At 64.7% G+C, this 20,939-nt stretch carries 24 protein-coding genes; 11 read left to right on the top strand and 13 right to left on the bottom strand.

Annotation, left to right across the window (positions count from 1 at the left end):
• Positions 1-2: 2 nt before the first annotated feature.
• The 7 genes from ACE10X_RS40805 to ACE10X_RS40775 form a co-directional block, all read right to left on the bottom strand.
• Positions 3-719 (bottom strand): dihydrofolate reductase family protein, encoded by a 717-nt coding sequence (locus ACE10X_RS40805; RefSeq protein ID WP_038384445.1) that lies wholly within the window; start codon positions 717-719, stop codon positions 3-5.
• 119 nt (positions 720-838) lie between these two features.
• Positions 839-1,813 (bottom strand): magnesium transporter CorA family protein, encoded by a 975-nt coding sequence (locus tag ACE10X_RS40800; RefSeq protein ID WP_038384461.1) that lies wholly within the window; start codon positions 1,811-1,813, stop codon positions 839-841.
• 111 nt (positions 1,814-1,924) lie between these two features.
• Positions 1,925-2,869 (bottom strand): DUF1259 domain-containing protein, encoded by a 945-nt coding sequence (locus ACE10X_RS40795; RefSeq protein ID WP_038384444.1) that lies wholly within the window; start codon positions 2,867-2,869, stop codon positions 1,925-1,927.
• Positions 2,870-2,915: 46 nt separating this feature from the next.
• Complete coding sequence (locus ACE10X_RS40790) at positions 2,916-3,221, bottom strand: hypothetical protein (RefSeq protein WP_038384443.1); 306 nt, start codon at positions 3,219-3,221, stop codon at positions 2,916-2,918.
• 72 nt (positions 3,222-3,293) lie between these two features.
• Entirely contained in the window at positions 3,294-3,527 is a 234-nt protein-coding gene (locus ACE10X_RS40785) for a hypothetical protein (protein WP_038384442.1), read from the bottom strand.
• 58 nt (positions 3,528-3,585) lie between these two features.
• Positions 3,586-4,977: a chromate efflux transporter gene (chrA, locus tag ACE10X_RS40780; RefSeq protein WP_038384441.1), complete on the bottom strand. Its 1,392-nt coding sequence runs from the start codon at positions 4,975-4,977 to the stop codon at positions 3,586-3,588.
• Complete coding sequence (locus ACE10X_RS40775; RefSeq protein ID WP_038384440.1) at positions 4,974-5,792, bottom strand: sulfurtransferase/chromate resistance protein; 819 nt, start codon at positions 5,790-5,792, stop codon at positions 4,974-4,976. The genes chrA and ACE10X_RS40775 overlap by 4 nt, the downstream gene beginning before the upstream one ends.
• A 385-nt stretch (positions 5,793-6,177) precedes the next feature.
• Here ACE10X_RS40775 and ACE10X_RS40770 point away from each other — a divergent pair, with 385 nt between their 5' ends.
• From ACE10X_RS40770 to ACE10X_RS40735, 8 genes are all read left to right on the top strand, one after another.
• Positions 6,178-6,534 carry a hypothetical protein gene (locus ACE10X_RS40770; protein WP_244435776.1) on the top strand — a complete coding sequence of 119 codons (357 nt, stop codon included), beginning with the start codon at positions 6,178-6,180 and terminating at the stop codon, positions 6,532-6,534.
• 97 nt (positions 6,535-6,631) lie between these two features.
• On the top strand, positions 6,632-6,910 hold the full coding sequence (locus ACE10X_RS40765; protein WP_038384439.1) for a metal/formaldehyde-sensitive transcriptional repressor: 279 nt from the start codon (positions 6,632-6,634) through the stop codon (positions 6,908-6,910).
• A 5-nt stretch (positions 6,911-6,915) separates the two neighbouring features.
• Positions 6,916-7,986: a nickel/cobalt efflux transporter gene (locus ACE10X_RS40760; RefSeq protein WP_038384438.1), complete on the top strand. Its 1,071-nt coding sequence runs from the start codon at positions 6,916-6,918 to the stop codon at positions 7,984-7,986.
• Positions 7,987-8,134: 148 nt separating this feature from the next.
• Entirely contained in the window at positions 8,135-9,223 is a 1,089-nt protein-coding gene (locus ACE10X_RS40755; RefSeq protein ID WP_038384437.1) for a Cj0069 family protein, read from the top strand.
• 644 nt (positions 9,224-9,867) lie between these two features.
• Positions 9,868-11,283: a threonine synthase gene (thrC, locus tag ACE10X_RS40750; RefSeq protein WP_038384460.1), complete on the top strand. Its 1,416-nt coding sequence runs from the start codon at positions 9,868-9,870 to the stop codon at positions 11,281-11,283.
• A complete protein-coding gene (locus tag ACE10X_RS40745) occupies positions 11,283-12,572 on the top strand; it encodes a pitrilysin family protein (protein WP_038384436.1) in 1,290 nt (429 codons plus the stop codon). The genes thrC and ACE10X_RS40745 overlap by 1 nt, the downstream gene beginning before the upstream one ends.
• 213 nt (positions 12,573-12,785) lie before the next feature.
• The gene (locus ACE10X_RS40740; RefSeq protein WP_026191927.1) at positions 12,786-13,373 is read left to right on the top strand and encodes a GNAT family N-acetyltransferase; all 588 of its coding nucleotides are present in this window, start codon (positions 12,786-12,788) and stop codon (positions 13,371-13,373) included.
• Between the two features lie 114 nt (positions 13,374-13,487).
• Complete coding sequence (locus ACE10X_RS40735) at positions 13,488-14,138, top strand: hypothetical protein (protein WP_038384435.1); 651 nt, start codon at positions 13,488-13,490, stop codon at positions 14,136-14,138.
• A 153-nt stretch (positions 14,139-14,291) separates the two neighbouring features.
• On the opposite strand, the gene ACE10X_RS40730 is transcribed toward ACE10X_RS40735, so the two are convergent.
• The 5 genes from ACE10X_RS40730 to ACE10X_RS40710 all read right to left on the bottom strand — a co-directional run bounded on the left by ACE10X_RS40730 (position 14,292) and on the right by ACE10X_RS40710 (position 16,919).
• The gene (locus ACE10X_RS40730; RefSeq protein ID WP_038384434.1) at positions 14,292-14,777 is read right to left on the bottom strand and encodes an ATP F0F1 synthase subunit B; all 486 of its coding nucleotides are present in this window, start codon (positions 14,775-14,777) and stop codon (positions 14,292-14,294) included.
• 3 nt (positions 14,778-14,780) lie between these two features.
• Positions 14,781-15,347 (bottom strand): F0F1 ATP synthase subunit B, encoded by a 567-nt coding sequence (locus tag ACE10X_RS40725; protein ID WP_016847055.1) that lies wholly within the window; start codon positions 15,345-15,347, stop codon positions 14,781-14,783.
• 92 nt (positions 15,348-15,439) lie between these two features.
• A complete protein-coding gene (locus ACE10X_RS40720) occupies positions 15,440-15,670 on the bottom strand; it encodes a F0F1 ATP synthase subunit C (RefSeq protein WP_016847054.1) in 231 nt (76 codons plus the stop codon).
• Between the two features lie 55 nt (positions 15,671-15,725).
• Positions 15,726-16,475 (bottom strand): F0F1 ATP synthase subunit A, encoded by a 750-nt coding sequence (locus tag ACE10X_RS40715; RefSeq protein ID WP_016847053.1) that lies wholly within the window; start codon positions 16,473-16,475, stop codon positions 15,726-15,728.
• Positions 16,476-16,547: 72 nt separating this feature from the next.
• The gene (locus ACE10X_RS40710; RefSeq protein ID WP_028338953.1) at positions 16,548-16,919 is read right to left on the bottom strand and encodes an AtpZ/AtpI family protein; all 372 of its coding nucleotides are present in this window, start codon (positions 16,917-16,919) and stop codon (positions 16,548-16,550) included.
• A 275-nt stretch (positions 16,920-17,194) separates the two neighbouring features.
• Here ACE10X_RS40710 and ACE10X_RS40705 point away from each other — a divergent pair, with 275 nt between their 5' ends.
• The 3 genes from ACE10X_RS40705 to ACE10X_RS40695 all read left to right on the top strand — a co-directional run bounded on the left by ACE10X_RS40705 (position 17,195) and on the right by ACE10X_RS40695 (position 19,017).
• Positions 17,195-17,818, top strand: a complete 624-nt coding sequence (locus ACE10X_RS40705; protein WP_028338952.1) for a 2-hydroxychromene-2-carboxylate isomerase — start codon at positions 17,195-17,197, stop codon at positions 17,816-17,818.
• 31 nt (positions 17,819-17,849) lie between these two features.
• Positions 17,850-18,362, top strand: a complete 513-nt coding sequence (locus ACE10X_RS40700) for a hypothetical protein (RefSeq protein ID WP_038384433.1) — start codon at positions 17,850-17,852, stop codon at positions 18,360-18,362.
• A 181-nt stretch (positions 18,363-18,543) separates the two neighbouring features.
• Positions 18,544-19,017 (top strand): secondary thiamine-phosphate synthase enzyme YjbQ, encoded by a 474-nt coding sequence (locus tag ACE10X_RS40695; RefSeq protein ID WP_038384432.1) that lies wholly within the window; start codon positions 18,544-18,546, stop codon positions 19,015-19,017.
• A 91-nt stretch (positions 19,018-19,108) separates the two neighbouring features.
• Here ACE10X_RS40695 and ACE10X_RS40690 read toward each other — a convergent pair whose 3' ends face one another.
• Positions 19,109-20,773 carry an MFS transporter gene (locus tag ACE10X_RS40690; RefSeq protein ID WP_038384431.1) on the bottom strand — a complete coding sequence of 555 codons (1,665 nt, stop codon included), beginning with the start codon at positions 20,771-20,773 and terminating at the stop codon, positions 19,109-19,111.
• Positions 20,774-20,939: the final 166 nt, after the last annotated feature.

The following is a 20,939-nucleotide window of genomic DNA, read 5'->3' as shown; positions in this document are numbered from 1 at the left end:
ACTCAGTCCGGCGCGCGCTCCACGGCGTGACGCAGCCAGACCATGCCGCCTTCCAGCGTCTCGCAATGGGTGAGCCGCAGCGACTGTCCGGCGCCGGGGCGGTCGCCGTCCGGGCCGTGATAGTCGACGATGCTTTGCGATCCGGCGACGCCGTCGACCGCCGGAAAGATCAATGTGCTGAACTCGTCGATCAGCCCGTGCTTGAGGAAGGCGCCGTTGATCCCGCCGCCGCCCTCGAGCAGCAGCGTCTTGGCGCCGAACAGGGCGGCGAGCTGCGCCATCGCGCCCGGCAGATCGTCGCCCTTCGCGCCGGCAAACAGATAGGACGCACCGTCCTCGCGCAGTTCGGCGAGATGCGCGTCGGATACCTGTTCGCCCAGCACCGCGACGGCATGATCGCCGCCGACATTGTCCTTGCCGAAATGCACGCGGCCCGACGGATCGATGCCGATCGCAAGCTTGCGGCCGTTACGATTGCCGAGATGCGCCTCGCGCGGCAGCCTCGGTGGGTTGGCGATATGCCGCTCCGTTCCCTTGGCCATCTCGTTCATGGTGACGCGGCCAATGATCCATCCGTCGGCATCGAAGCCGTCATGGATCCGTTCGTAGTGCGAGCGCAGCACGTCGGCCGGGATCCCGGCGGCGGCCTTGGTGAAGCGGCTGGGATGCAGCCGGCCGTCGATCGACGTGCCCATGTGGCAGATGATGTGGGGGCGCATAGGTGAACTCTTCGATGGGGATGACCGCGCCGCGGGGGCGGGTGGGCGGCTTCAGTTTTATCGACGCGCAGGCAGGTTCTCAACGCGGATAACGCGGCGGCGTTTCAACTTCGCTTGTTTTAATCGAACCAGCCGTGCCGCTTGAACCAGAGCACCGGCAGGATGCCGCTGGCGATGATCGCGGCCCAGGCCAAGGGATAGCCGAACGTCCAGCTCAGCTCCGGCATCGCCTTGAAATTCATGCCCCAGACGCCGACCAGGATGGTCGGGGGAACGCCGACGACCGACACAATGGTCAGGATCTTGAACAGGTCGTTCTGCTGGATGTTGATGAAGCCGAGCACGGCGTCCAGCAGCAGCTGGATCTTGTCCGACAGCCGGGTCTCGTAGTCGCCGAGCGAGGCGACGTCCTTGGAGACGGCCTCCAGCCGGCGCTTCGATGCCGATGTGATCCATTCATTGCCGACGTCGTCGGCGAAGCTCGCGACCCGGCCGACGCCGAGCAGCACGTCGCGCGCCTTCGCCAGCCGATCGGCGAGCTCGCCGATGTTCTCCAGCGCCTCGCGCAGCCTGCGGCTGGAGCGCACCGGACGCTTGCTCCGTACCAGGCCGCCCTTGAAGACGCCCCGCGACAGCCTGTCGGTCTTGGCGCCGAGATGCTCCAGTACGTCGGCGCCGCGATCGATCATGGCCTCGAGCAGCGCTGTGAACACGCACATGCCGTTCTGCAGGCTCTTGTCGGTGCCGATCCGCTTCATGACGTCGTCGAACGTGGTCAGCTGCGCAAACCGCACGGTGACCAGCACCTTGGGGCCGATCACGAAGCCGATATTGGTGATCTCGGCTTCGTTGTTGTCGTCAAGCCTCACCGCCGGCGAGCTCAGATAGAGCCGGTCATGGTCGGTGATCAGGCGGCTCGACGCCTCGATCTCGCTCAACGATCGCTCGGACGGGACGCGGATGTCGAGCACGCGCTCGACGAACTGCTTTTCGTCCTCGGTGGGATCGAGCAGATCGATCCAGATGATCTCGGACGGCAATTGCGCGCCGATGCTTCGCCAATCGGAGGTCGCCGACCTGTACAGCTTCAGCAATGATCGGGCTCCATGCATGGTGGGTCGTGCGTCCCACGACAATCGCGAGGACAGCAAAGCCGTTCCATGCATTTGGCCGAGGCCGATCCCTTGCCGGGGCTGGCCTGTCCCTCAGCTCCTGTTGCTCGCCGTCTTGTCCAGCGCGGCACGCAGGCCCTTGGCGAGCTTGATGGCGTCGTCATTGGCCCAGAAATGCATGAAGAACAGGCGCGGCTGTTCATCCAGCATGTGGCTGTGCAGCGCGGTGACGTCGATGCCGTGCGTCCGCAGCGCGATGATGACGGGGTTGACCTCGTCATTCGTCAGCACGAAATCGCCGGTGATCGCCGCCTTGCCGCCGCCGGTCGGCTGGAAGTTGATGCCGATGGCGACGCCCATCGGGCCGACCGGGGTCAACGGCATGCCATCCTCGGTGACCGGATCGCGGCGCGGAACGTTGAGCTGATAGACGCCGCCATTGGCCTGGCCCTTGACGCCGATGATCTGGTCGAGCTGCGCGGTATCGAGATCGATCGCCGGTGGCGGCGCGGCCGGCGCCGCGGCCGTGAGCGGCGTCTTGCTTTCCGCGAGGCCCTCCCGGATCGCGGCGGCGATCTTGACCGGGTCGCCGTGGCCGGCGACGTGCATGTAGAAGGTGGCCGGGCTCGCGCCAAGCAAATGGTTGTGCACGGCCGTGATCTGCAGGCCGTTTCCGATCATCTTCAGCATCACAGGGTTGATTTCGGATTCGAGCAGCACCAGGTCGCCCATCGCCATGACGCCGTCGTGCATGGGCTTGAAGGCGACCCAGCCGCCGAGCGCCAGCGCCGGCTTGATGGTGACGCCGTCGAGCGTCACCGCAAGGTCGCTGCGCGGAAAGCCGTAGCGATGCACGTCGCCGGTGACGGCGGGTTTTCTGCCCAGCACGTCGTCGACCTTCTGCCAGTCGATCGCCTGCGCATGCGCCGACGAGACGAACGGCTCAGTGAACACCTGCCAGTCGATCTTTTGCGCGCTTCCGCCCGTGGCGAAGAGGCAGGCACCGACGCCGATCAGCGCCGAAATCGTGTGTCGCATTGAATTGCTCCCTTGAACCTGGTTTTCGATGCGTCGGAGCCCGGCTCTATTGCTTCGAGAGCCCGACGATGGTCCGGAACCCGGCGATGCTCTGCACCGCGATTTCGACGGGATCGCCGAAGCGGACGGCATTGAAGATCAGGCCGTCCTGAACCTTGAACGATTCGATCCGGCCCGGAGACAGCCGTATCAGCAGCGCGTCGTTGCGTTCATCGACGCGATCGACGACGCCGCGCAGCATCTCGCTCGCCTGCGGATGGACCGTCGCCGCCTGCAATGTGACAGCCGCGTCCTGCTGCTCGTCGAGGGCGGCCGGTACTGCCAGGGTTGCGCCCGGCCACAGCACCGCCATGCACAGGGCCACAATAGCTCTCATCATGATTGTCACTCCATCGATCGGTTGACGGCTTTCGCGCGCGCAAGCTCAGTCCCGCTCCTTGACCTGGCCGCTGCTGTCGATCACGAGCCGCACCGGCTTGCCGTTCTTCATCGCCTTCGCCGTCGTGCCTTCGGCCGTCGACTTGACGTCGGTGACCTGGGCGTAGCCGGCGGCGCGAAGTTTCGCGACCAACTCGTCCTGCGTCAGGGCATGGGCCGGCATGGCCGCACCCACGATCGTCAGTGCGAGAATCAAGTGGGAGAGTCTTCGCCTCTGCATGGTTGTTCTCCTGGTTGTGTTGTGCTGCCCCAGGTTCTTCCGATGCGTGCCGCTCCGCTCAGATGATGCCCGCGAGGCGCAGCAGCACGCCCGTGATGCTGGACGTGGCGAGGACACTGAGCATCCCGACATTGAAGCGGAAGATCGCGATCGCGGCGGCGATCGACAACGCCAGCGCCGGCCAGTCGACGCTATCGGGCACCGGCGCGTCGAACGACAGGCCAAGCCCATGCACCGGCGAGGTTTGCCGAAACAGCGTGTGCAGCGCGAACCAGATCGACAGATTGAGGATCACGCCGACCACGGCGGCGGTGATCGCCGAAAGCGCGCCCGCCAGGGCCTTGTTGCCGCGCAGCGCCTCGATGTAGGGCGCCCCGACGAAGATCCACAGGAAGCACGGCGTGAACGTCACCCAGGTCGCGAGCAGCCCGCCGAGCGTCGCGGCAAGCATCGGCGACAGCCCGCTTGCCTCGCGGAACGCGGCCATGAAGCCCACGAACTGAACCACCATGATCAGCGGGCCGGGCGTGGTCTCGGCCATGCCGAGCCCGTCCAGCATCTCGCGCGGGCTGACCCAGTGATAATAGTCGGCCGCCTGTTGCGCGACATAGGCCAGCACGGCGTAGGCGCCGCCGAACGTCACCATCGCCATCTTGCTGAAGAAGATCGCGATCTGGGTGAACACGTCGCCGGGCCCGAGCGCAATGAGCAGGGCGAACACCGGCACCAGCCAAAGCGCGAGCCAGATCGTGCCGACCCGCAAGCTGCGCGATGCGTTGGGACGAACATGATCCGGCACCGCTTCACCGAGCATGCTGTCGATCACGGCGGAATTCTTGCCGCCATGCTCGATCGCAGCAAATTCGCTCCGGCCGAGGCGTGCGCCGACCAGCCCGGTGACCGCGGCGGCTCCGATGATCAGCGGAAACGGCACGGCGAAGAAGAAGATCGCGACGAAGGCGATCGCCGCGAGCGCGATCATCACCCGGTTGCGCAGCGCGCGCTTGCCGACCCGCACCACGGCCTGGATCACGATGGCCAGCACCGCGGCCTTCAGGCCGAAGAACAGCGCCTCGACAAACCCGACATTGCCGTACGCCGCGTAGATATAGCTGAGGCCCATGACGGCGAAGATGCCGGGCAGGATGAACAGCCCGCCCGCCACGATGCCGCCGAGCGTGCGGTGCAGCAGCCAGCCAATATAGGTCGCCAGCTGCTGCGCCTCCGGCCCCGGCAGCAGCATGCAGTAATTGAGGGCGTGCAGGAAACGCCCCTCCGATATCCAGTTCTTCTCCTCGACCAGGATGCGATGCATCACCGCGATCTGGCCGGCCGGTCCGCCGAAGCTCAGGATGGCGACGCGCATCCAGACCAGCAGCGCCTCGTTGAAGGAGATGCCGTGCGCGGGCTCGTGCCCGCGCGCCTTCGCTGTCGTTGCGACGTCGGTCATGGCTTCACCTTGCTGGTCGGCCAGTTGTGCGTCTCCTTGGTCGCGTCGCGGCACCATCGGTAGAACGCATCGTAGAGCAGCAGGCCGGCGCTCAATTGCTCGAGGTCGTCGTCGAACATGCGCGACAGGCCGAGCGAGGCGGCGAGCAGCCCGGGCGCCTCCGGCGAAAGCTCGAGCCGCGCGGTATCGGCCGCCCGCACCATGGTCGCGAGCCGCTCCAGCGCCGGCGTCGCGAGGCTGAATTCCTTGACCATCACGTCGAAGGTGCAGAGCTCGCCGCGATGGCTCCAGAACACGTTCTCGATGTCAAACGGCGTGGCGTCGAACCGTTCGGCGACCGCCTCGACCTCGGCCGATGTGACGAACAGGAACACCGCCGCAGGATCGACGAAGCGGCGGATCAGCCATGGACAGGCGATGCGGTCGATCTTCGGCCGCGATCGCGTCACCCAGACGGTGCGGCCCCGCCCGTCGCGTTTCGGAATCTTGTCGGCGGGAACGGTCGGTAGCTCCGCCTCCCGCCAGCCGAGGTGGCCGCCCTCGAGAATCTCGGCCGTGATGTTGTTGCAGCGGAGCCAGGCCGCGGTGCCTTCGGCAAGCTTCTGCCCCTTCTGGCAGACCACCACCACGGACTGGCCGGTGAGGCGGGAAGCCCAGTCCTGGACATCGCGATGGGAGTAGCGGACCGCGCCCGGGATCAGGCGCGGATCGGCAGCGAAATCTTCATCGAGGCGAACGTCGACGAGCGTCGGCGCCTTGGCCGTGCCGATGAGACGGGACAATTTTTCGGATGAGATCGATGTGTATGACGACATGGTGCGCCCTTGGTGACAGGACGCGATTCTTGGGCATGTCGCCTCGCGGGGAGATCGCACATCCCCGTAGCCGCATCAAAAACCCTGATCTCCGGCCTGTCAACCTGACTTTGCCAAATCCCGCAGCAATCGCCGATCGACAGTCACGAAAACTTCATCGCGCAGTATGGAACGAACATTCGCCGCAGGAGCGGCAGGCTACCTCCTTCAATCGCCGACCGAAGCCGGCCCGAGCCGATGGGTCACCTCTCCATCTCCGGCGAGTTGCGAATAGGAACATACAATTCGTTGCCGAGTTGCGCGGTGGCAGGGACCAGCTCAGGTAGACGCCGACACTGCGAACGTGTCGCGCTCCCGCCTGCATTCATTGGAGCAATGCCGATTGATGGACAGTCATTATTGGCATGCGACGCCTGTTGAGCTTGTCGCCATGCTGCTCATCACAACAACCGGCGGCGCTCTCGCCCACGATCATCAGCAGCCCGAATTGAACGGTTGGTATGAGGGCTTGCACAGCAGCAAGGGGCCCTGCTGCGATGGCACGGATGCGCAGCACATTGACGACGTCGACTGGGAAACCAGGAACGGCCATTATCGGGTGCGCATCGATGGTGAGTGGGTTGACGTTCCGAACGAAGCCGTCGTGCCCGGGCCGAACCTGTCCGGCCGACCCATCGTGTGGCCCTACTACATAGACGGTCACCCGAAGGCGCGCTGCTTCATGCCTGGCAGTATGGGCTGAAGCCCGTCGCTGACATCCCGCCCGCCATGCCTCGATGCGCGCCCGGCCCGTCGACAGTGTGGTTGACCGATATAGGGTACCCCCCTATATTACATTTATGTCGCATACCATCAAGCACAAGTCCAAGCTCGTCGGCCGGGTTCGCCGCATCAAGGGCCAGCTGGAGGCCGTCGAGCGCGCGCTGGAGTCCGAGATTGGTTGTGCCGACGTGCTGATGCTGGTGGCCTCGGTTCGCGGCGCCATCAACGGGCTCACCGCGGAATTGCTCGAGGATCACATCCGTCATCACGTCGTGGATCCCGCCCGGGAAAAGGATCCCGATAAGGCGCAGGGCGCCGCGGACCTGATCGACGTCGTTCGTACCTATTTGAAGTGAGTGCCATGACCGACCTGTCTCAGCTGCTCCAGCAGGGCAGCGCGCATGCATGGCTGTTCGTGCCCAGCGCGATCCTGCTCGGCGCGTTGCACGGGCTCGAGCCCGGCCACTCCAAGACGATGATGGCGGCCTTCATCATCGCGATCCGCGGCACCGTGGTGCAGGCGGTGCTGCTCGGCCTGTCGGCGACGATCTCGCACACCGCCATCGTCTGGCTGGTCGCGCTCGCCGGCCTTCACTTCGGCCAGCAATGGTCCGGAGAACGCAGCGAAGCCTGGCTGCAACTGGTGTCGGCGGTGATCATCATCGCGATCGCGGCCTGGATGGCTTGGCGCACTTGGCGCGAGCAGACTGCCGAACACGATCACGATCATCACCATCACCACGACGAAACGGGCCGGCTGGTCCTGGCCGGACAAGCGCTGTCGCTCGAGGTCTTCGAGGACGGCGTGCCGCCGCGCTGGCGGTTGCGAAGCGAGGCCGGAGCGCTGCCGGCGGCGGGCGACGTTGACGTCGTGACGATCCGTCCCGACGGCAGCGAGCAACGTTTTCGTTTCGCCCGCCACGACGGCTATCTGGAAAGCATCGACGAAATTCCGGAGCCGCATGCGTTCAAGGTGCGCGTCTCGGTGCGCGCGGACATGGCGGAAGTCCTGTTCGAGGAGCATGACCATGCGCATATGGATCTCGGCGACGAGGACGACGCGCATGCGCGCGCGCACGCCGCCGACATCCGCATGCGCTTTGCCGGACGCACCGTCACGACGTGGCAGATCATCCTGTTCGGCCTGACCGGCGGGCTGATTCCGTGTCCGGCGGCGATCACCGTGCTGCTGCTCTGTCTCCAGCTCAAGCAGTTCAGCCTTGGCTTCGTGCTGGTGCTTTGCTTCGGCATCGGGCTTGCGATCACCATGGTCTCCGCCGGTGTTGCGGCCGCGCTCAGCCTGCGTCATGTCGAGCGCCATTGGGCCGGCTTCAGCCGCTTTGCCCATCGCGCTCCCTACGTGTCGGCGGCGCTGATCGTGCTCGTCGGCCTCTACACGGGTTGGCTCGGGTTGCACGGGATCACGGCGTGATCCGGGATCACGGCCTGATCCACTTCGCCCCACTTCGATCTTGAAACCTGCGCGAGGTGGTCTAGATTTGCCTCAAGGGGACAAGGCAGACTCCCCGTGAGACCTCGGTCCAAGCTCTGCGCGACATTCACCGTCGTGGAGCTTTCACATGGACACCGAACCACACACACTTCTTCGTTCCGAAAATCGTCGTTGCAAAATCGCTATCCTGTCGCGCGGCGACGTCGCGTCGCGACGGGAGGCGACGGCGCAAAACAGCCGTTTCGTCCGTGTGTTCGAAGCGCTCGCCGCTTCCGGCATCGAGGCCGTTCCCGTCGTCTATGACGAGACATTCGCCGATGCCGTTCGCGACCAATTGCTGACCATGGACGGCGTTCTCGTCTGGGTCGATCCGATCCATCAGGGCAAGACGCGCGCGGCCCTCGATCCGCTGCTGCGCGACGTCGCGGCGAAGGGACCGTGGGTCAGCGCGCATCCCGACGTCATCCTCAAGATGGGCGTCAAGGACGTGCTGTACCGGACGCGTCACCTGGGCTGGGGTGCCGACACCCATCGATATGCCGCGGTCAATGCCTTTCGCGCCGAATTCCCCTCGCGCTTGCGTGCGGGCGGTCCGCGCGTGCTCAAGCAGAACCGCGGCAATGGCGGGCAGGGCGTCTGGAAGGTGGAAACTGTGCCGAACACCGACGCGACGATTCGCGTGCTGCATGCGCTGCGCGGCAGCCAGCCGGAGGAGTTGCCGCTGCAGGACTTCATGGCGCGCTGCGAGCCGTATTTCGGCTGGGGCGGCTGCATCATCGATCAGGCATTCCAGCCGCGCCTGCCCGAGGGCATGATCCGTTGCTATGTCAGCGGATCGAAGGTCGCGGGCTTCGGGCACCAATTGATCAAGGCCTTGATCCCGCCGCCCCCGCAAGGCCCGGATTCTTCGGAAGCTCAACCTGGACCGCGCATCATGCACGGCCCCGATGCCCCGCAATTGCAGAGGCTGCGAAGGCTGATGGAGGACGAATGGATCCCGCAAATGATGGCCGCGCTGGCGATCGATGAAGCGTCGCTGCCGGTGATCTGGGATGCCGATTTCCTCTACGGTCCGCGCGACGCTGATGGCGCCGACACCTATGTGCTCTGCGAGATCAACGCGAGCTCGTGCTTTGCGATCCCCGACGAAGCGCCGGCGGCGATCGCGCAAACGGTCGGGAATCGCATCGGTCGGAACATGGCGAGCGTGAGGTGAGCACGCCCTTCAGGCTCCCTCTCCCGCATTCGCCAAGCGAAGGCGGTGACAAACAAGCCAAGTCTCGCCGGGGAGAGCACGTATAAGCCGTAGCCCATCGCGCAGGGAAAGCCGGATTGCTCCGGTTACACCTGTGGTCCTACCCCCGAGCTTTCTAGGCATTGCTCGGGGCCCATGGGTGCGATCGGCACCCGGCTTTCCCTGCGCCCTCTGCTCAAGAGAGGGCGGACGAAGAGCAAAGCTCGGACAGATCATGTCGCGAGAACGCGAATGTTTGTCTCACAGACAATGTTTGTCTCACAGACGAAGCCACATATTCGCTGTCGTCCCTGCGAAAGCAGGGACCCATAACCACGAACGGTCATTGTTGAGCAGTGCTGCAACGACGAGTCCCCCTCCACAACAACCGCCGCGGAGTATGGGTCCCTGCCTTCGCAGGGACGACAGTTGTGTTTGCGGCGCGCCCGCCAATCTCCCTCAGCAGCGCCACTCACCACTCGTCCCGCGACCCCGAAGCGCGCGCTTCGGGCTACCCATTGCCAGTCCGATCTTCTATGGTGAACCGTTCGGGTCGCACGAGGCGAACTCGATAATTCCATGATATCAAAGGCTTAAGGCTCTGATCGAAGCCTTTGGAGGGCGGTTTGACGCGGTATATTTCGACCAGGGGTGAGGCCCCGGTGCTTGGCTTCTGCGATGTGATGCTGACCGGGCTTGCCCGCGACGGCGGGCTCTACGTGCCCGAGACCTGGCCGCAGCTGTCGCCCGAGACCATCGCCACCTTCTTCGGCCGTCCCTATTGGGAGGTCGCGGTCGAGATCATCCGTCCGTTTGTCGCCGGCGAGATTTCCGACGCCGAGCTCGGCCGCATGGCGAACGAGGCTTATGCCACGTTCCGCCATCCCGCGGTGGTGCCGCTCGATCAGGCCGGGCCGAACCAGTTCCTGCTCGAGCTGTTCCACGGGCCGACCCTGGCGTTCAAGGACGTCGCGATGCAGCTGATCTCGCGGCTGATGGATCACGTGCTGGCCAAGCGCGCGCAGCGCACCACCATCGTGGTCGCGACCTCGGGCGATACCGGTGGCGCCGCCGTCGAGGCTTTTGCCAATCTCGACAATGTCGACCTCGTCGTGCTGTTCCCGAACGGCCGCATCTCCGAGGTGCAGCGCCGCATGATGACGACGACCGGCGCCGCCAACGTCCATGCGCTCGCGATCGAAGGCACCTTCGACGATTGCCAGGCGCTGGTGAAGGCGATGTTCAACAACCATCGCTTCCGCGACACGGTGGCGCTGTCGGGCGTCAACTCGATCAACTGGGCGCGCATCGTCGCGCAGGTGGTCTATTACTTCACCTCGGCGGTCGCGCTCGGCTCGCCGCAGCGCACCGTCGATTTCACGGTGCCGACCGGCAATTTCGGAGACATCTTCGCGGGCTACGTCGCCAAGCGGATGGGGCTGCCGATCCGGAACTTGCGCATCGCCGCCAACGTCAACGACATCCTGGCGCGCACGCTGAAGACCGGCATCTACGAGGTGCGCGAGGTGCACGCCACGGCGTCGCCGTCGATGGACATCCAGGTGTCGTCGAACTTCGAGCGGCTGCTGTTCGAGGCGAGCGGCCGCGACACCGATCAGGTTCGCCGCCTGATGGCCTCGCTGAAGCAGTCCGGCCGCTTCGTGCTGCCGGATGCGACGCTGGCCGCCGTGCGCCGTGATTTCGACGCCGGCCGCGCCGACGAGACCGAGACGGCGGCGGCGATCCGCGCCGCCTGGCGCGAGGCCGGCGACCTCGTCGATCCCCACACCGCGGTGGCGCTCGCGGTCGCCGACCGCGACACCTCCGATTCCAGGATTCCAAACATCGTGCTGTCGACCGCGCACGCGGCCAAATTCCCCGACGCGGTGGAAGCCGCCTGCGGGGTGCGTCCGCAGCTGCCGGTCTGGCTCGGAGGCCTGATGAGCAAATCCGAACACATCACGGTCATGAAGAATGATTCTGGCGAGGTCGAGCGCTTCGTGCTGTCGGTCAGCCGTGCTGCCAAGCAGGGAGTTGCCTGATGGGCGTTGAAATCACCAAGCTGCCGAGCGGCCTGACAATCGTCACCGACACCATGCCGCATCTGGAAACCGCGGCGCTTGGTGTCTGGGCCGGCGTCGGCGGGCGCGACGAGAAGCCGAACGAGCACGGCATCTCGCATCTGCTCGAACACATGGCGTTCAAGGGCACGGCGCGGCGCTCCTCGCGCGAGATCGTCGAGGAGATCGAGGCGGTCGGCGGCGACCTCAACGCCGGGACCTCGACCGAGACCACGGCCTATTATGCGCGGGTGATGAAGGCGGACGTGCCGCTGGCGCTCGACGTGCTGTCCGACATCCTCGCCAATCCCTCCTTCGTGCCGGACGAGCTGGAGCGCGAGAAGAGCGTCATCGTACAGGAGATCGGCGCGGCGCAGGATACGCCCGACGACGTCGTGTTCGAGCATCTCAACGAGCTCTGCTATCCGGAGCAGCCGATGGGGCGCTCGCTGCTCGGCACCGCCAAGACGCTGAAGGCCTTCGACCGCGACATGCTGCGCGGCTATCTCTCGACGCATTACCGCGCCCCCGACATGGTGGTCGCGGCCGCCGGCGCGGTCGATCACGCGCGCATCGTCGAGGACGTCACGCAGAAATTCGCAAGCTTCGACGCCACGCCGGCGCCGAAGCCACAGGCCGCGATGTTCGGCAAGGGCGGCTCGCGGGTGGTGCATCGCGACCTCGAGCAGGCGCATCTGACGCTGGCGCTCGAAGGCGTGCCGCAGACCGATCCGTCGCTGTTCTCGCTGCAGGTCTTCACCAACACGCTCGGCGGCGGGATGTCGTCGCGGTTGTTCCAGGAGGTGCGCGAAAAGCGCGGGCTGTGCTACTCGATCTACACCTTCCACGCGCCCTACACCGACACCGGCTTCTTCGGCCTCTACACCGGGACCGATCCGGCCGACGCGCCGGAAATGATGGAAGTCATCGTCGACGTCATCAGCGACGCGGTGGAAACCCTGACCGAGGCCGAGGTCGCCCGCGCCAAGGCGCAGATGAAGGCCGGGCTGTTGATGGCGTTGGAAAGCTGTTCATCCCGGGCCGAACAATTGGCACGCCATGTGCTAGCCTATGGCCGGCCGCAGACGGTGGACGAACTGGTGGCGCGGATCGACGCGGTCAGCGTCGAATCGAGCCGCAACGCCGCCCGTGCCCTGCTGGCGCGCAGCCGGCCCGCCGTTGTCGCGCTCGGCAGCGGCAGGGGTCTGGACACGGCGGTGGCTTTTGCGGAAGGATTGACGAAGTCGAAGGCAAAGACGCTGCTGCATTAAGAATTCTGCTTACCTCGCCCCGCGCTCGCGGGGAGAGCATAGGCCGCCTACCGGCGGCCGTTGACGGACATACGCCGAGGCGGAGCCTCGGCTATGGCCGAAGGCTTCGGGTGAGGGGTAGAACCGCAAAACCGAATCTGCGGTAAGACCCCTCACCCCGACCCTCTCCCCGCAAGGGCGGGGCGAGGGAGAAGTGGCGGGGAGTGTTGGGCCATGGCCCTGTTTCGTTTGCCGTCCAATGGACCCGCTGCACTGATGCCGCGCGGTCACGGGCTCTTGCTGCGCGCGCCGCAGATGTCGGATTTCCCGCAATGGGCGCAGTTGCGCGAATTCAGCCGCGCCTATCTCACGCCGTGGGAACCGATCTGGCCCTCCGACGACCTGACCCGCGCCGGCTTCCGCCGCAGGCTGCGCCGCTACACCGAGGATATCGCCGCCGACCGCTCCTATCCGTTCATCATCTTCCGCGAATCGGACGGGGTGATGATCGGCGGGATCACGCTCGCCAATGTGCGGCGCGGCATCGTGCAGGCCGGCACCATCGGCTATTGGGTCGGGCTGCCGCACGCCCATCGCGGCTACATGACGACGGCGCTGCGGGTGCTGCTGCCCTCGCTGTTCGGCGAGCTCAATCTGCACCGCATCGAGGCTGCCTGCATTCCTTCCAATGCCTCGTCGATCCGGGTGCTGGAGAAGTGCGGCTTCACCCGCGAGGGCTTGGCGCGGCGCTATCTCTGCATCAACGGGATCTGGCAGGACCACCTGCTGTTCGGCCTGCTGCACGAGGATTTCCGCGGCTGAATCATAAGCCTATTGGCTGATGGCGATGTCGATTCCATGCCTTGGGTTCGCCGCCATTGCCTTGCTATAACGCCCGCGAAACGGGGAACCGGGCTTGGAGATTTGAGGATATTGATGGGTGACAGGGTGATCAGGTTCGCGCTCGCGGCGGCGGTATCGATCGGTCTCGGTGCCACCCTGCTGCCGTCGGCAGCTTCCGCGCAGTCGCTGAGCGACCGCTTCAAGAGCCTGTTCGGCGGCGGCTCGTCCGACCAGGACAAGCCGGCGACGCCCGCAGCGCCGCAGCAGCTCAACGACGCCGATGCCGAACTGACCTGCCCGCCGGTGCAGATCCGCTCCGGAGCCTCGACCTATTCGGTGGCCGCGAACGGCAAGGAAGCGGTCGGCAACGACGTCAAGTTCCTGGCCTCGATTACGCGCACGGCGCGGCAATGCAATCTGAACAGCGGCCAGATCACGGCCAAGATCGGTATTCAGGGGCGGATCATTGTCGGTCCCCAGGGCGCGCCACCGAGCATTCAGGTACCGCTTCGCGTCGCCGTGGTGCAGGGCGGCGTCGGCGAGAAGACCATCATGACCAAGGCCTACACCACCACGGTGCAGATGGACGAGAGCGGCAGCGTGCCGTTCAGCCTGGTCGCCGAGGACGTCGTGTATCCGGCGCCGTCGCCGGCCGACAACGACAATTACATCTTCTATATCGGCTTCGATCCGCAGGCCCTGAAGCCGGAGCCCAAGCCCCGCGCGCCGCACAAGAAGAAGTAGTACCAGAGCGTTTTCGAGCGAAGTGGATACCGGTTCGCGTGAAGAAAGCGCGTCAAAACAAAGCACCCCGCATCATGCGGACAGATACGGGCAAAGAAAAAGACCGGCGCGATGAGCTCGCGCCGGCCTTTTGTCGAAGGAGTTGAGATCGCGTCAGTTCAGCTTGGAGCGGACTTCGGCGATGCCCTTGCCGACGAGGTCGTCGGCAACCGAGCCCTTGACCGACTGCGACAGGATGGTCGAGGCGGCGGTCACGGCGGCGTTGGCCGCGGCGGCGCGGACATCGGCCACGGCCTGAGCCTCGGCCTGGGCGATCTTGCTCTCGGCGGTCTTGGTCCGCCGGGCGACAAAATCTTCCATCTTGGTCTTGGCCTCGACCGCGATCCGCTCGGCTTCGGCCTTGGCGCTGGAGATGATCTCCTCGGCTTCGCGCTCCGCGCTGGCGCGGCGCGCCTTGTACTCGCCGAGCAGCTTATTGGCCTCGTCCTTCAGACGGCGGGCGTCTTCCAGCTCGGCCTTGATGCGCTCGGCACGGTGGTCGAGCGCCGTCAGCAGGGTGCGATGGACGCCGAGATAGCCGAACACGACCAGCAGAATGACGAAGGCGATCGCAACCCAGGTTTCCGGTTCGTAAAACATCGTCTATCCCTTCAGCGACGCGTCGACGGCGCTGTTGACCGCATTGGCGTCCGGCGTGACGCCGGCGAGTTGCTGGACGATGGCGCCGGCCGCATCCGCCGCGATGCCGCGGACGTTGCTCATGGCGTTGGTCCGGGTCGTTGCGATCTGCTTCTCGGCGTCGGCGAGCTTTGCCGCCAGCTTCTCTTCCAGCGCCTTGCGCTCGGCTTCCGAGGCCGCGTTCAGCTTCTCGCGGGTCTCGTTGCCGATCGCCTGCGCGTTGGCGCGCGCATTCGCCAGCTCGGTCTCGTAGGCCTTCAGCGCCGCGTCGGACTCGTCCTTCAGCTTCTGCGCCTCGGCCAGATCGCCCTCGATCTTGTTCTGACGTGCGTCGATCGTCCCGCCGACGCGCGGCAGGGCGAAACGCGACACGATCAGGTAGAGCGCGACAAATGCAATCGCCAGCGACACCAGCTGCGAGGCGAAATTGGACGAATCGAACGGCGGAAAGGCTCCGCCGTGATGTCCGCCGTCGGTCTCGGTGTGGGCGCCGGCTTTCTGGCCTTTTGCCTCGCCATGACTCTCAGCCATGGTGTTCTCCTGTTGCTGTCATGCGCGCCGCCCTTGAGGTGACCCTTGGGCGGCGCGAAGGGGTTGCCGCTAACGCGGAACCGGGGTGCCGCTCAGAGCGGAACGAACAGCAGGAGCAGCGCGATCAGCAGCGAGAAGATGCCGAGCGCTTCGGTCACGGCGAAGCCGAAGATCAGGTTGCCGAACTGGCCCTGAGCGGCCGACGGGTTACGCACTGCAGCGGCGAGGTAGTTGCCGAAGATGATGCCCACGCCGACGCCCGCGCCGCCCATGCCGATGCACGCGATGCCCGCGCCGATAAGTTTTGCTGCTGCCGGTTCCATATGTAGCTCCTTGAGAAAGATAGACAGATTGGTGGGTGGAGATTCCCCGGACCGCTTAGTGTCCCGGATGAATGGCGTCGTTGAGGTAGATGCAGGTCAGGATCGCGAACACGTAGGCCTGCAGGAACGCGACCAGCAGTTCGAGGGCATACAGCGCAATCGTGAGCGCCAGCGGCAGCACGCCGCCGACCCAGCCGAGCGCGCCCAGCGAGAAGCCGAGCATCGCGACGAAGCCCGCGAACACCTTCAGCGCGATGTGGCCGGCCAGCATGTTGGCGAACAGACGAACGCTGTGCGAGACCGGCCGCAGGAAGAACGACAGGATCTCGATGAACATGACCAGCGGCAGGATGTAGATCGGAACGCCGTGGGGGACGAAGATGCTGAAGAATTTCAGGCCGTTCTTGTAGACGCCGTAGATCAGGACGGTGAAGAACACCAGAAGCGCGAGCGCCGCGGTGACGATCAGGTGGCTCGCGATCGTGAAGGTGTAGGGAATGACGCCGACGAGGTTCGAGACGCAGAGGAACATGAAGAGCGAGAAGATCAGCGGGAAGAACTTCATGCCTTCCGCGCCGGCCGTGCTGCGAATCGTGGTGGCGACGAACTCGTAGGAGATTTCGGCGACCGACTGCAGCCGTCCCGGAACCAGTTCCCGACCGCTCGCCAGCATCAGCAGCGCGATCAGCAGCACCGCGATGAGCATGAAGAGCGACGAATTGGTGAAGGCGATCGTGTGATTGCCGATGTGGCCGAGCGTGAAGAGGGGCTCGATATTGAACTGGTGGATCGGGTCGATTTTCATCCGCGCGGCTCTTGGTCCACCGGCTATCGTGCCGGTAATCGAATTTCAAATGTCGTGACTTCCCGCCAGCGCTCAGCGCTTGCCCGAGGCCACGCCCGCGGACCTCACCACGTTGACCACCCCGGCGACGAAGCCGAGCAGCGTTAACACGATGAAGCCGAATGGCGACGTCGACAGCAAACGGTCGAACCCCCAGCCAATCGCCGCTCCGACGGCAACGCCCGCGATCAGCTCCGAGGAAAGACGAAAACCGAGCGCCATCGCCGAAGCTCTGGCGGCACTGTCCCCGCTTTCATTACCGGATTGATCAGTCTTGCTCCTGCGGCTGTCGCGAATTTCTGACAACCGATGATCGAGACTTCCGAGCCTTGCGGAAAGCGCAGCTTCGTCAGGAGGCGATTGATCGCGACTTCCATTTGCGCCGTCGTTGGTGTTCTCAGCCATGCTGCAAACACTAACCGATGCCGCGGATGATGGAAATTGCGCCCGTCCCCGTCAAAAGCCGCGCGGACCATACTTACCGCGTCTAATCAAGTCAAGATTGCGTCGTAACCAGTTATTGCTTTGATTCTGCTGGTTTTATTTGGAGATATTCAAGGTCAGAGTGACGCAGTGATCGCAGTGCAACAGCTTGCGTGGCATTGAGCGATATTGCGTGACTTTTCCCGCTCTGCTGGGATCGCCGAAAGTCCCGTCCCTCTCATGCAGTCAGGTTCCGCATGCCGCGCCAGATCGATTACTACTTCTCGCTGCAATCCCCCTGGGCCTATATTGGCCACAAGCCCTTCGTTCGACTCGTAAGCACTTACGATCTCAAGGTAAATTACCGGCCCGTGCTGCTGGTCGATCTGTTTTCGGAGACCGGCGGGCTGCCGCTCGCCAAGCGCCATCCGGTGCGGCAGCGCTATCGGATGATCGAGTTGCAGCGCTGGCGCGACAAGCGCGGGCTGAATTTTCATCTGCAGCCGGCCAACTGGCCGTTCAACGGGCGGCTTGCCGATGGCGTCGTGATCGCGGTGCTCGAGGCCGGCCTCGACCCCGAGCCCTTCCTGCAACGGGCCTATCCTGCGGTCTGGGAGCAGCAGCTCAACCTTGCCGATCCCGCGACGCTGGTGAAGCTCGCCGACGATGCAGGTTTGCCCGGCCGGCAGCTGGTGGAGCGCTCCGGCACTGAAGCGATCAGCGCGACCTATGAACAGAATCGCCAGAATGCACTGGATGCCGACGTGTTCGGCTCGCCCGGATATGTGCTCGATGGCGAAGTGTTCTGGGGCCAGGACCGGATCGAATTGCTTGAAGACGCGTTGAAGTCAGGCCGCAAGCCCTATAGCTCTGTTGTGTAGGGGCAGGAATCAGGTTGAGGCGGAGCAAGCCATGCCCATCGCGATGTCGCCGTCGAAATTGTCCATCGCAATTGCTGCCATCCTGATCGCAAGCGGCGGCGCGGCGATCGCGCAAACCGCACCCGACACCGAGAATGGCCGCTACGCATTGTCTCCGGCCGGCGACGGTTTCCTGCGGCTCGACACCCGCACCGGCGCGGTGTCGACCTGCACCAATTCCAGCGCCGGCTGGGCCTGTTACATGGTGCCGGACGAGCGGGCGGCGCTGGATGCCGAGATCGGGCGTTTGCAGGCCGACAATGACAAGCTCAAGGGCGAGCTCGCCGCGCGCGCACCGTCGGCCAAGACCGACGAAGCGTTGCCGAAATCGGATTCGTTGAAGAAGCCAGAGCCGAAGAGCGCCGAGGGCGAGCGCAAGATCGAGATCCCGCTGCCGAGCGACCGCGACATGGATCGCATGATGTCGTTCGTGGAGCGGGCCTGGCGGCGGCTGATCGAGATGGCCAACCGCGTGCAGCGCGACGTCAATGGCGGCAAGATTTGATGTGACGCTGGCGCTGTCTCTTCAGCGTCGTCCCGGCCTAGTGCGCAATTGCGCACGGGGGCCGGGACCCATACGCCGTAGCCTCTCGATTTCGACGACTCGGAGTTGATATCTCGCGTAACCAATGAACATCAGTGGTTATGGGTCCCGGCCTTCGCCGGGACGACGGTCTAGAGGATAGATGAGTTCATCGAAGAAAATATCGCACTCGTCGCCGTCTTCCATCGCGGCAACCAGCATCGTGTCGTCGCGATCGACGGTCGAAACGTCGGGCGCCGGCTTCACCGACATCACGCGCGAGGTCGTCAAATTCCTGCGTGAGGTGCGCGCCGGCGAGGGCGCGGTGACGCTGTTCATCCGTCACACCTCGGCCTCGCTGACGATCCAGGAGAATGCCGATCCGACCGTGCTGCTCGACCTGATGATGGCGCTCGATCGCGCGGCGCCCGAAGACGGCGGCTGGCGTCACGACGCCGAAGGTCTCGACGACATGCCGGCGCACATCAAGACCATGCTGACGTCGACCTCGCTGCAGGTCCCCGTGCTCGACGGCGAGATGGCGCTCGGCACCTGGCAGGGCATCTATCTGATCGAGCACCGCGCCCGGGCGCACCGGCGCGAGATCGTGCTGCAATTCATCGGCGCCACGCGCTGACGCGCGCATTGTCATCCGGCTTCGGCTCCTAAAACGACATCGGCCGCGGATCGCTCCGCGGCCGATGCATTTTGACTGGGATGTCGACCGGTCAGGTCTTGGTGATGTCGACGTCCTTGGTTTCCGGGATGAACAGCGCGCCGACCACGACGGTGATTGCGGCGAAGATGACCGGATACCAGAGACCGGAGTAGATGTCGCCGGTCGATGCGGTGATCGCGAACGCGGTCGCCGGCAGCAGGCCGCCGAACCAGCCGTTGCCGATATGATAGGGCAGCGACATCGAGGTGTAGCGGATGCGGGTCGGGAACAGTTCGACCAGCATGGCGGCGATCGGGCCGTAGACCATGGTGACGTAGAGCACCAGGATGAACAGCAGGCCGATGACCGAGGCTACCTGCGGACGGAAGACGTCGAACGGGTGCGACATCTTCACGATGCCGGCGTCGCCCGGCTTCGGATAGCCCGCCGCCTGCACCGCCGCGAGGATTGCGGGGTTCGACGTCTTGGCGTCCGTATACGGCACTTCCTTGTCGTTGATCAGGATCTTCACCGGCGAGCCGGCCGGGCCCGGCACCGTCGAGTATTTCACCGACGATTGGGCAAGGAAGGCGCGGGCGGTGTCGCAGGGCGCGCTGAAGACGCGGGTGCCGACCGGGTTGAACAGATCGCCGCAGCCCGCGGGATCCGCAACCACCTGCACCTTGACCGTCTCATAGGCCTTCTCCAGCGCCGGATTGGCGTTGGTCGTGATCATCTTGAAGATCGGAAACAGCGTGAGTGCGCCGATCAGGCAGCCCGCCAGGATGATCGGCTTGCGGCCGATCTTGTCCGACAGCGCGCCGAACACTAGGAAGAAGCCGGTGCCGAGCAGCAGCGACCAGGCGATCAAGAGGTTGGCGGTATAGCCGTCGACCTTCAGGATCGATTGCAGGAAGAACAGCGCGTAGAACTGGCCCGTGTACCAGATCACCGCCTGGCCCATGGTCAGGCCGAGCAGCGCGAGGATCACGATCTTGGCGTTGCTCCAGGTCGCGAAGGCCTCGGTCAGCGGCGCCTTGGAGGTCTTGCCCTCCTCCTTCATCCGCTGGAACACCGGCGATTCGTTCAGCCGCAGCCGGATCCAGACCGAGATGCCGAGCAGCAGCACCGACACCAGGAACGGAATCCGCCAGCCCCAGTCGGCGAAGTCCTTTTCGCCGGTGAGGGTTCGCGTGAACAGGATCACCAGCAGGGACAGGAACAGTCCGAGCGTTGCCGTGGTCTGGATGAAGGAGGTGTAGTAGCCGCGCTTGCCGGGTGGGGCATGCTCGGCGACATAGGTCGCGGCACCGCCATATTCGCCGCCGAGCGCGAGGCCCTGCAGCAGGCGCAGCGAGATCAGGATGATCGGCGCCGCGATGCCGATGGTCTTGGCGTTGGGCAACAGGCCGACGATGAAGGTCGACAGACCCATGATCAGGATGGTGACGAGGAAGGTGTATTTGCGGCCGACGATGTCGCCGACCCGGCCGAACACGATCGCGCCGAACGGGCGCACCAGGAAGCCCGCGGCGAATGCCAGCAACGCGAAGATGTCGCGGGTCGCCGGCGGATAGTCGGAGAAGAACTGCGCGCCGATGATGCCGGCCAGCGAACCGTAGAGATAGAAGTCGTACCACTCGAACACGGTACCGAGCGACGACGCGAGGATGACGAAACGCTCATCCTTTGTCATGCCGGCGGGCCGCGCCGAAGTTGCAGTCATAGTGGACATCTGGATTGCTCCCCCCGAAATATTGCTGCCATGCTCGCCCCCGGCTGGCGGGTGAGGCCCGAATAGGCCCTCGGCTTGAGATGAAGGTAACATCGCAGTGAAACCCGCCCCAATAAGACTTTTGGCCTTTTCAGGATCGAACCTATCTTCTGAAGGAAGAGCAGGA

This window comes from Bradyrhizobium sp. Pha-3, assembly GCF_042258325.1.
GTDB lineage: Bacteria > Pseudomonadota > Alphaproteobacteria > Rhizobiales > Xanthobacteraceae > Bradyrhizobium > Bradyrhizobium elkanii.
This window is presented reverse-complemented; position numbering and strand designations above follow the sequence as displayed.

Bases quoted from the DNA above. Each gene is read 5' to 3' on its own strand.
- ACE10X_RS40805 (WP_038384445.1), bottom strand. From the start codon at position 719: ATGCGCCCCCACATCATCTGCCACATGGGCACGTCGATCGACGGCCGG.
- ACE10X_RS40795 (WP_038384444.1), bottom strand. From the start codon at position 2,869: ATGCGACACACGATTTCGGCGCTGATCGGCGTCGGTGCCTGCCTCTTC.
- ACE10X_RS40790 (WP_038384443.1), bottom strand. From the start codon at position 3,221: ATGGCGGTGCTGTGGCCGGGCGCAACCCTGGCAGTACCGGCCGCCCTC.
- ACE10X_RS40785 (WP_038384442.1), bottom strand. From the start codon at position 3,527: ATGCAGAGGCGAAGACTCTCCCACTTGATTCTCGCACTGACGATCGTG.
- chrA (WP_038384441.1), bottom strand. From the start codon at position 4,977: ATGACCGACGTCGCAACGACAGCGAAGGCGCGCGGGCACGAGCCCGCG.
- ACE10X_RS40775 (WP_038384440.1), bottom strand. From the start codon at position 5,792: ATGTCGTCATACACATCGATCTCATCCGAAAAATTGTCCCGTCTCATC.
- ACE10X_RS40770 (WP_244435776.1), top strand. From the start codon at position 6,178: ATGGACAGTCATTATTGGCATGCGACGCCTGTTGAGCTTGTCGCCATG.
- ACE10X_RS40765 (WP_038384439.1), top strand. From the start codon at position 6,632: ATGTCGCATACCATCAAGCACAAGTCCAAGCTCGTCGGCCGGGTTCGC.
- ACE10X_RS40760 (WP_038384438.1), top strand. From the start codon at position 6,916: ATGACCGACCTGTCTCAGCTGCTCCAGCAGGGCAGCGCGCATGCATGG.
- ACE10X_RS40755 (WP_038384437.1), top strand. From the start codon at position 8,135: ATGGACACCGAACCACACACACTTCTTCGTTCCGAAAATCGTCGTTGC.
- ACE10X_RS40745 (WP_038384436.1), top strand. From the start codon at position 11,283: ATGGGCGTTGAAATCACCAAGCTGCCGAGCGGCCTGACAATCGTCACC.
- ACE10X_RS40740 (WP_026191927.1), top strand. From the start codon at position 12,786: ATGGCCCTGTTTCGTTTGCCGTCCAATGGACCCGCTGCACTGATGCCG.
- ACE10X_RS40735 (WP_038384435.1), top strand. From the start codon at position 13,488: ATGGGTGACAGGGTGATCAGGTTCGCGCTCGCGGCGGCGGTATCGATC.
- ACE10X_RS40730 (WP_038384434.1), bottom strand. From the start codon at position 14,777: ATGTTTTACGAACCGGAAACCTGGGTTGCGATCGCCTTCGTCATTCTG.
- ACE10X_RS40725 (WP_016847055.1), bottom strand. From the start codon at position 15,347: ATGGCTGAGAGTCATGGCGAGGCAAAAGGCCAGAAAGCCGGCGCCCAC.
- ACE10X_RS40720 (WP_016847054.1), bottom strand. From the start codon at position 15,670: ATGGAACCGGCAGCAGCAAAACTTATCGGCGCGGGCATCGCGTGCATC.
- ACE10X_RS40715 (WP_016847053.1), bottom strand. From the start codon at position 16,475: ATGAAAATCGACCCGATCCACCAGTTCAATATCGAGCCCCTCTTCACG.
- ACE10X_RS40710 (WP_028338953.1), bottom strand. From the start codon at position 16,919: ATGGCTGAGAACACCAACGACGGCGCAAATGGAAGTCGCGATCAATCG.
- ACE10X_RS40705 (WP_028338952.1), top strand. From the start codon at position 17,195: ATGCCGCGCCAGATCGATTACTACTTCTCGCTGCAATCCCCCTGGGCC.
- ACE10X_RS40700 (WP_038384433.1), top strand. From the start codon at position 17,850: ATGCCCATCGCGATGTCGCCGTCGAAATTGTCCATCGCAATTGCTGCC.
- ACE10X_RS40695 (WP_038384432.1), top strand. From the start codon at position 18,544: ATGAGTTCATCGAAGAAAATATCGCACTCGTCGCCGTCTTCCATCGCG.
- ACE10X_RS40690 (WP_038384431.1), bottom strand. From the start codon at position 20,773: ATGTCCACTATGACTGCAACTTCGGCGCGGCCCGCCGGCATGACAAAG.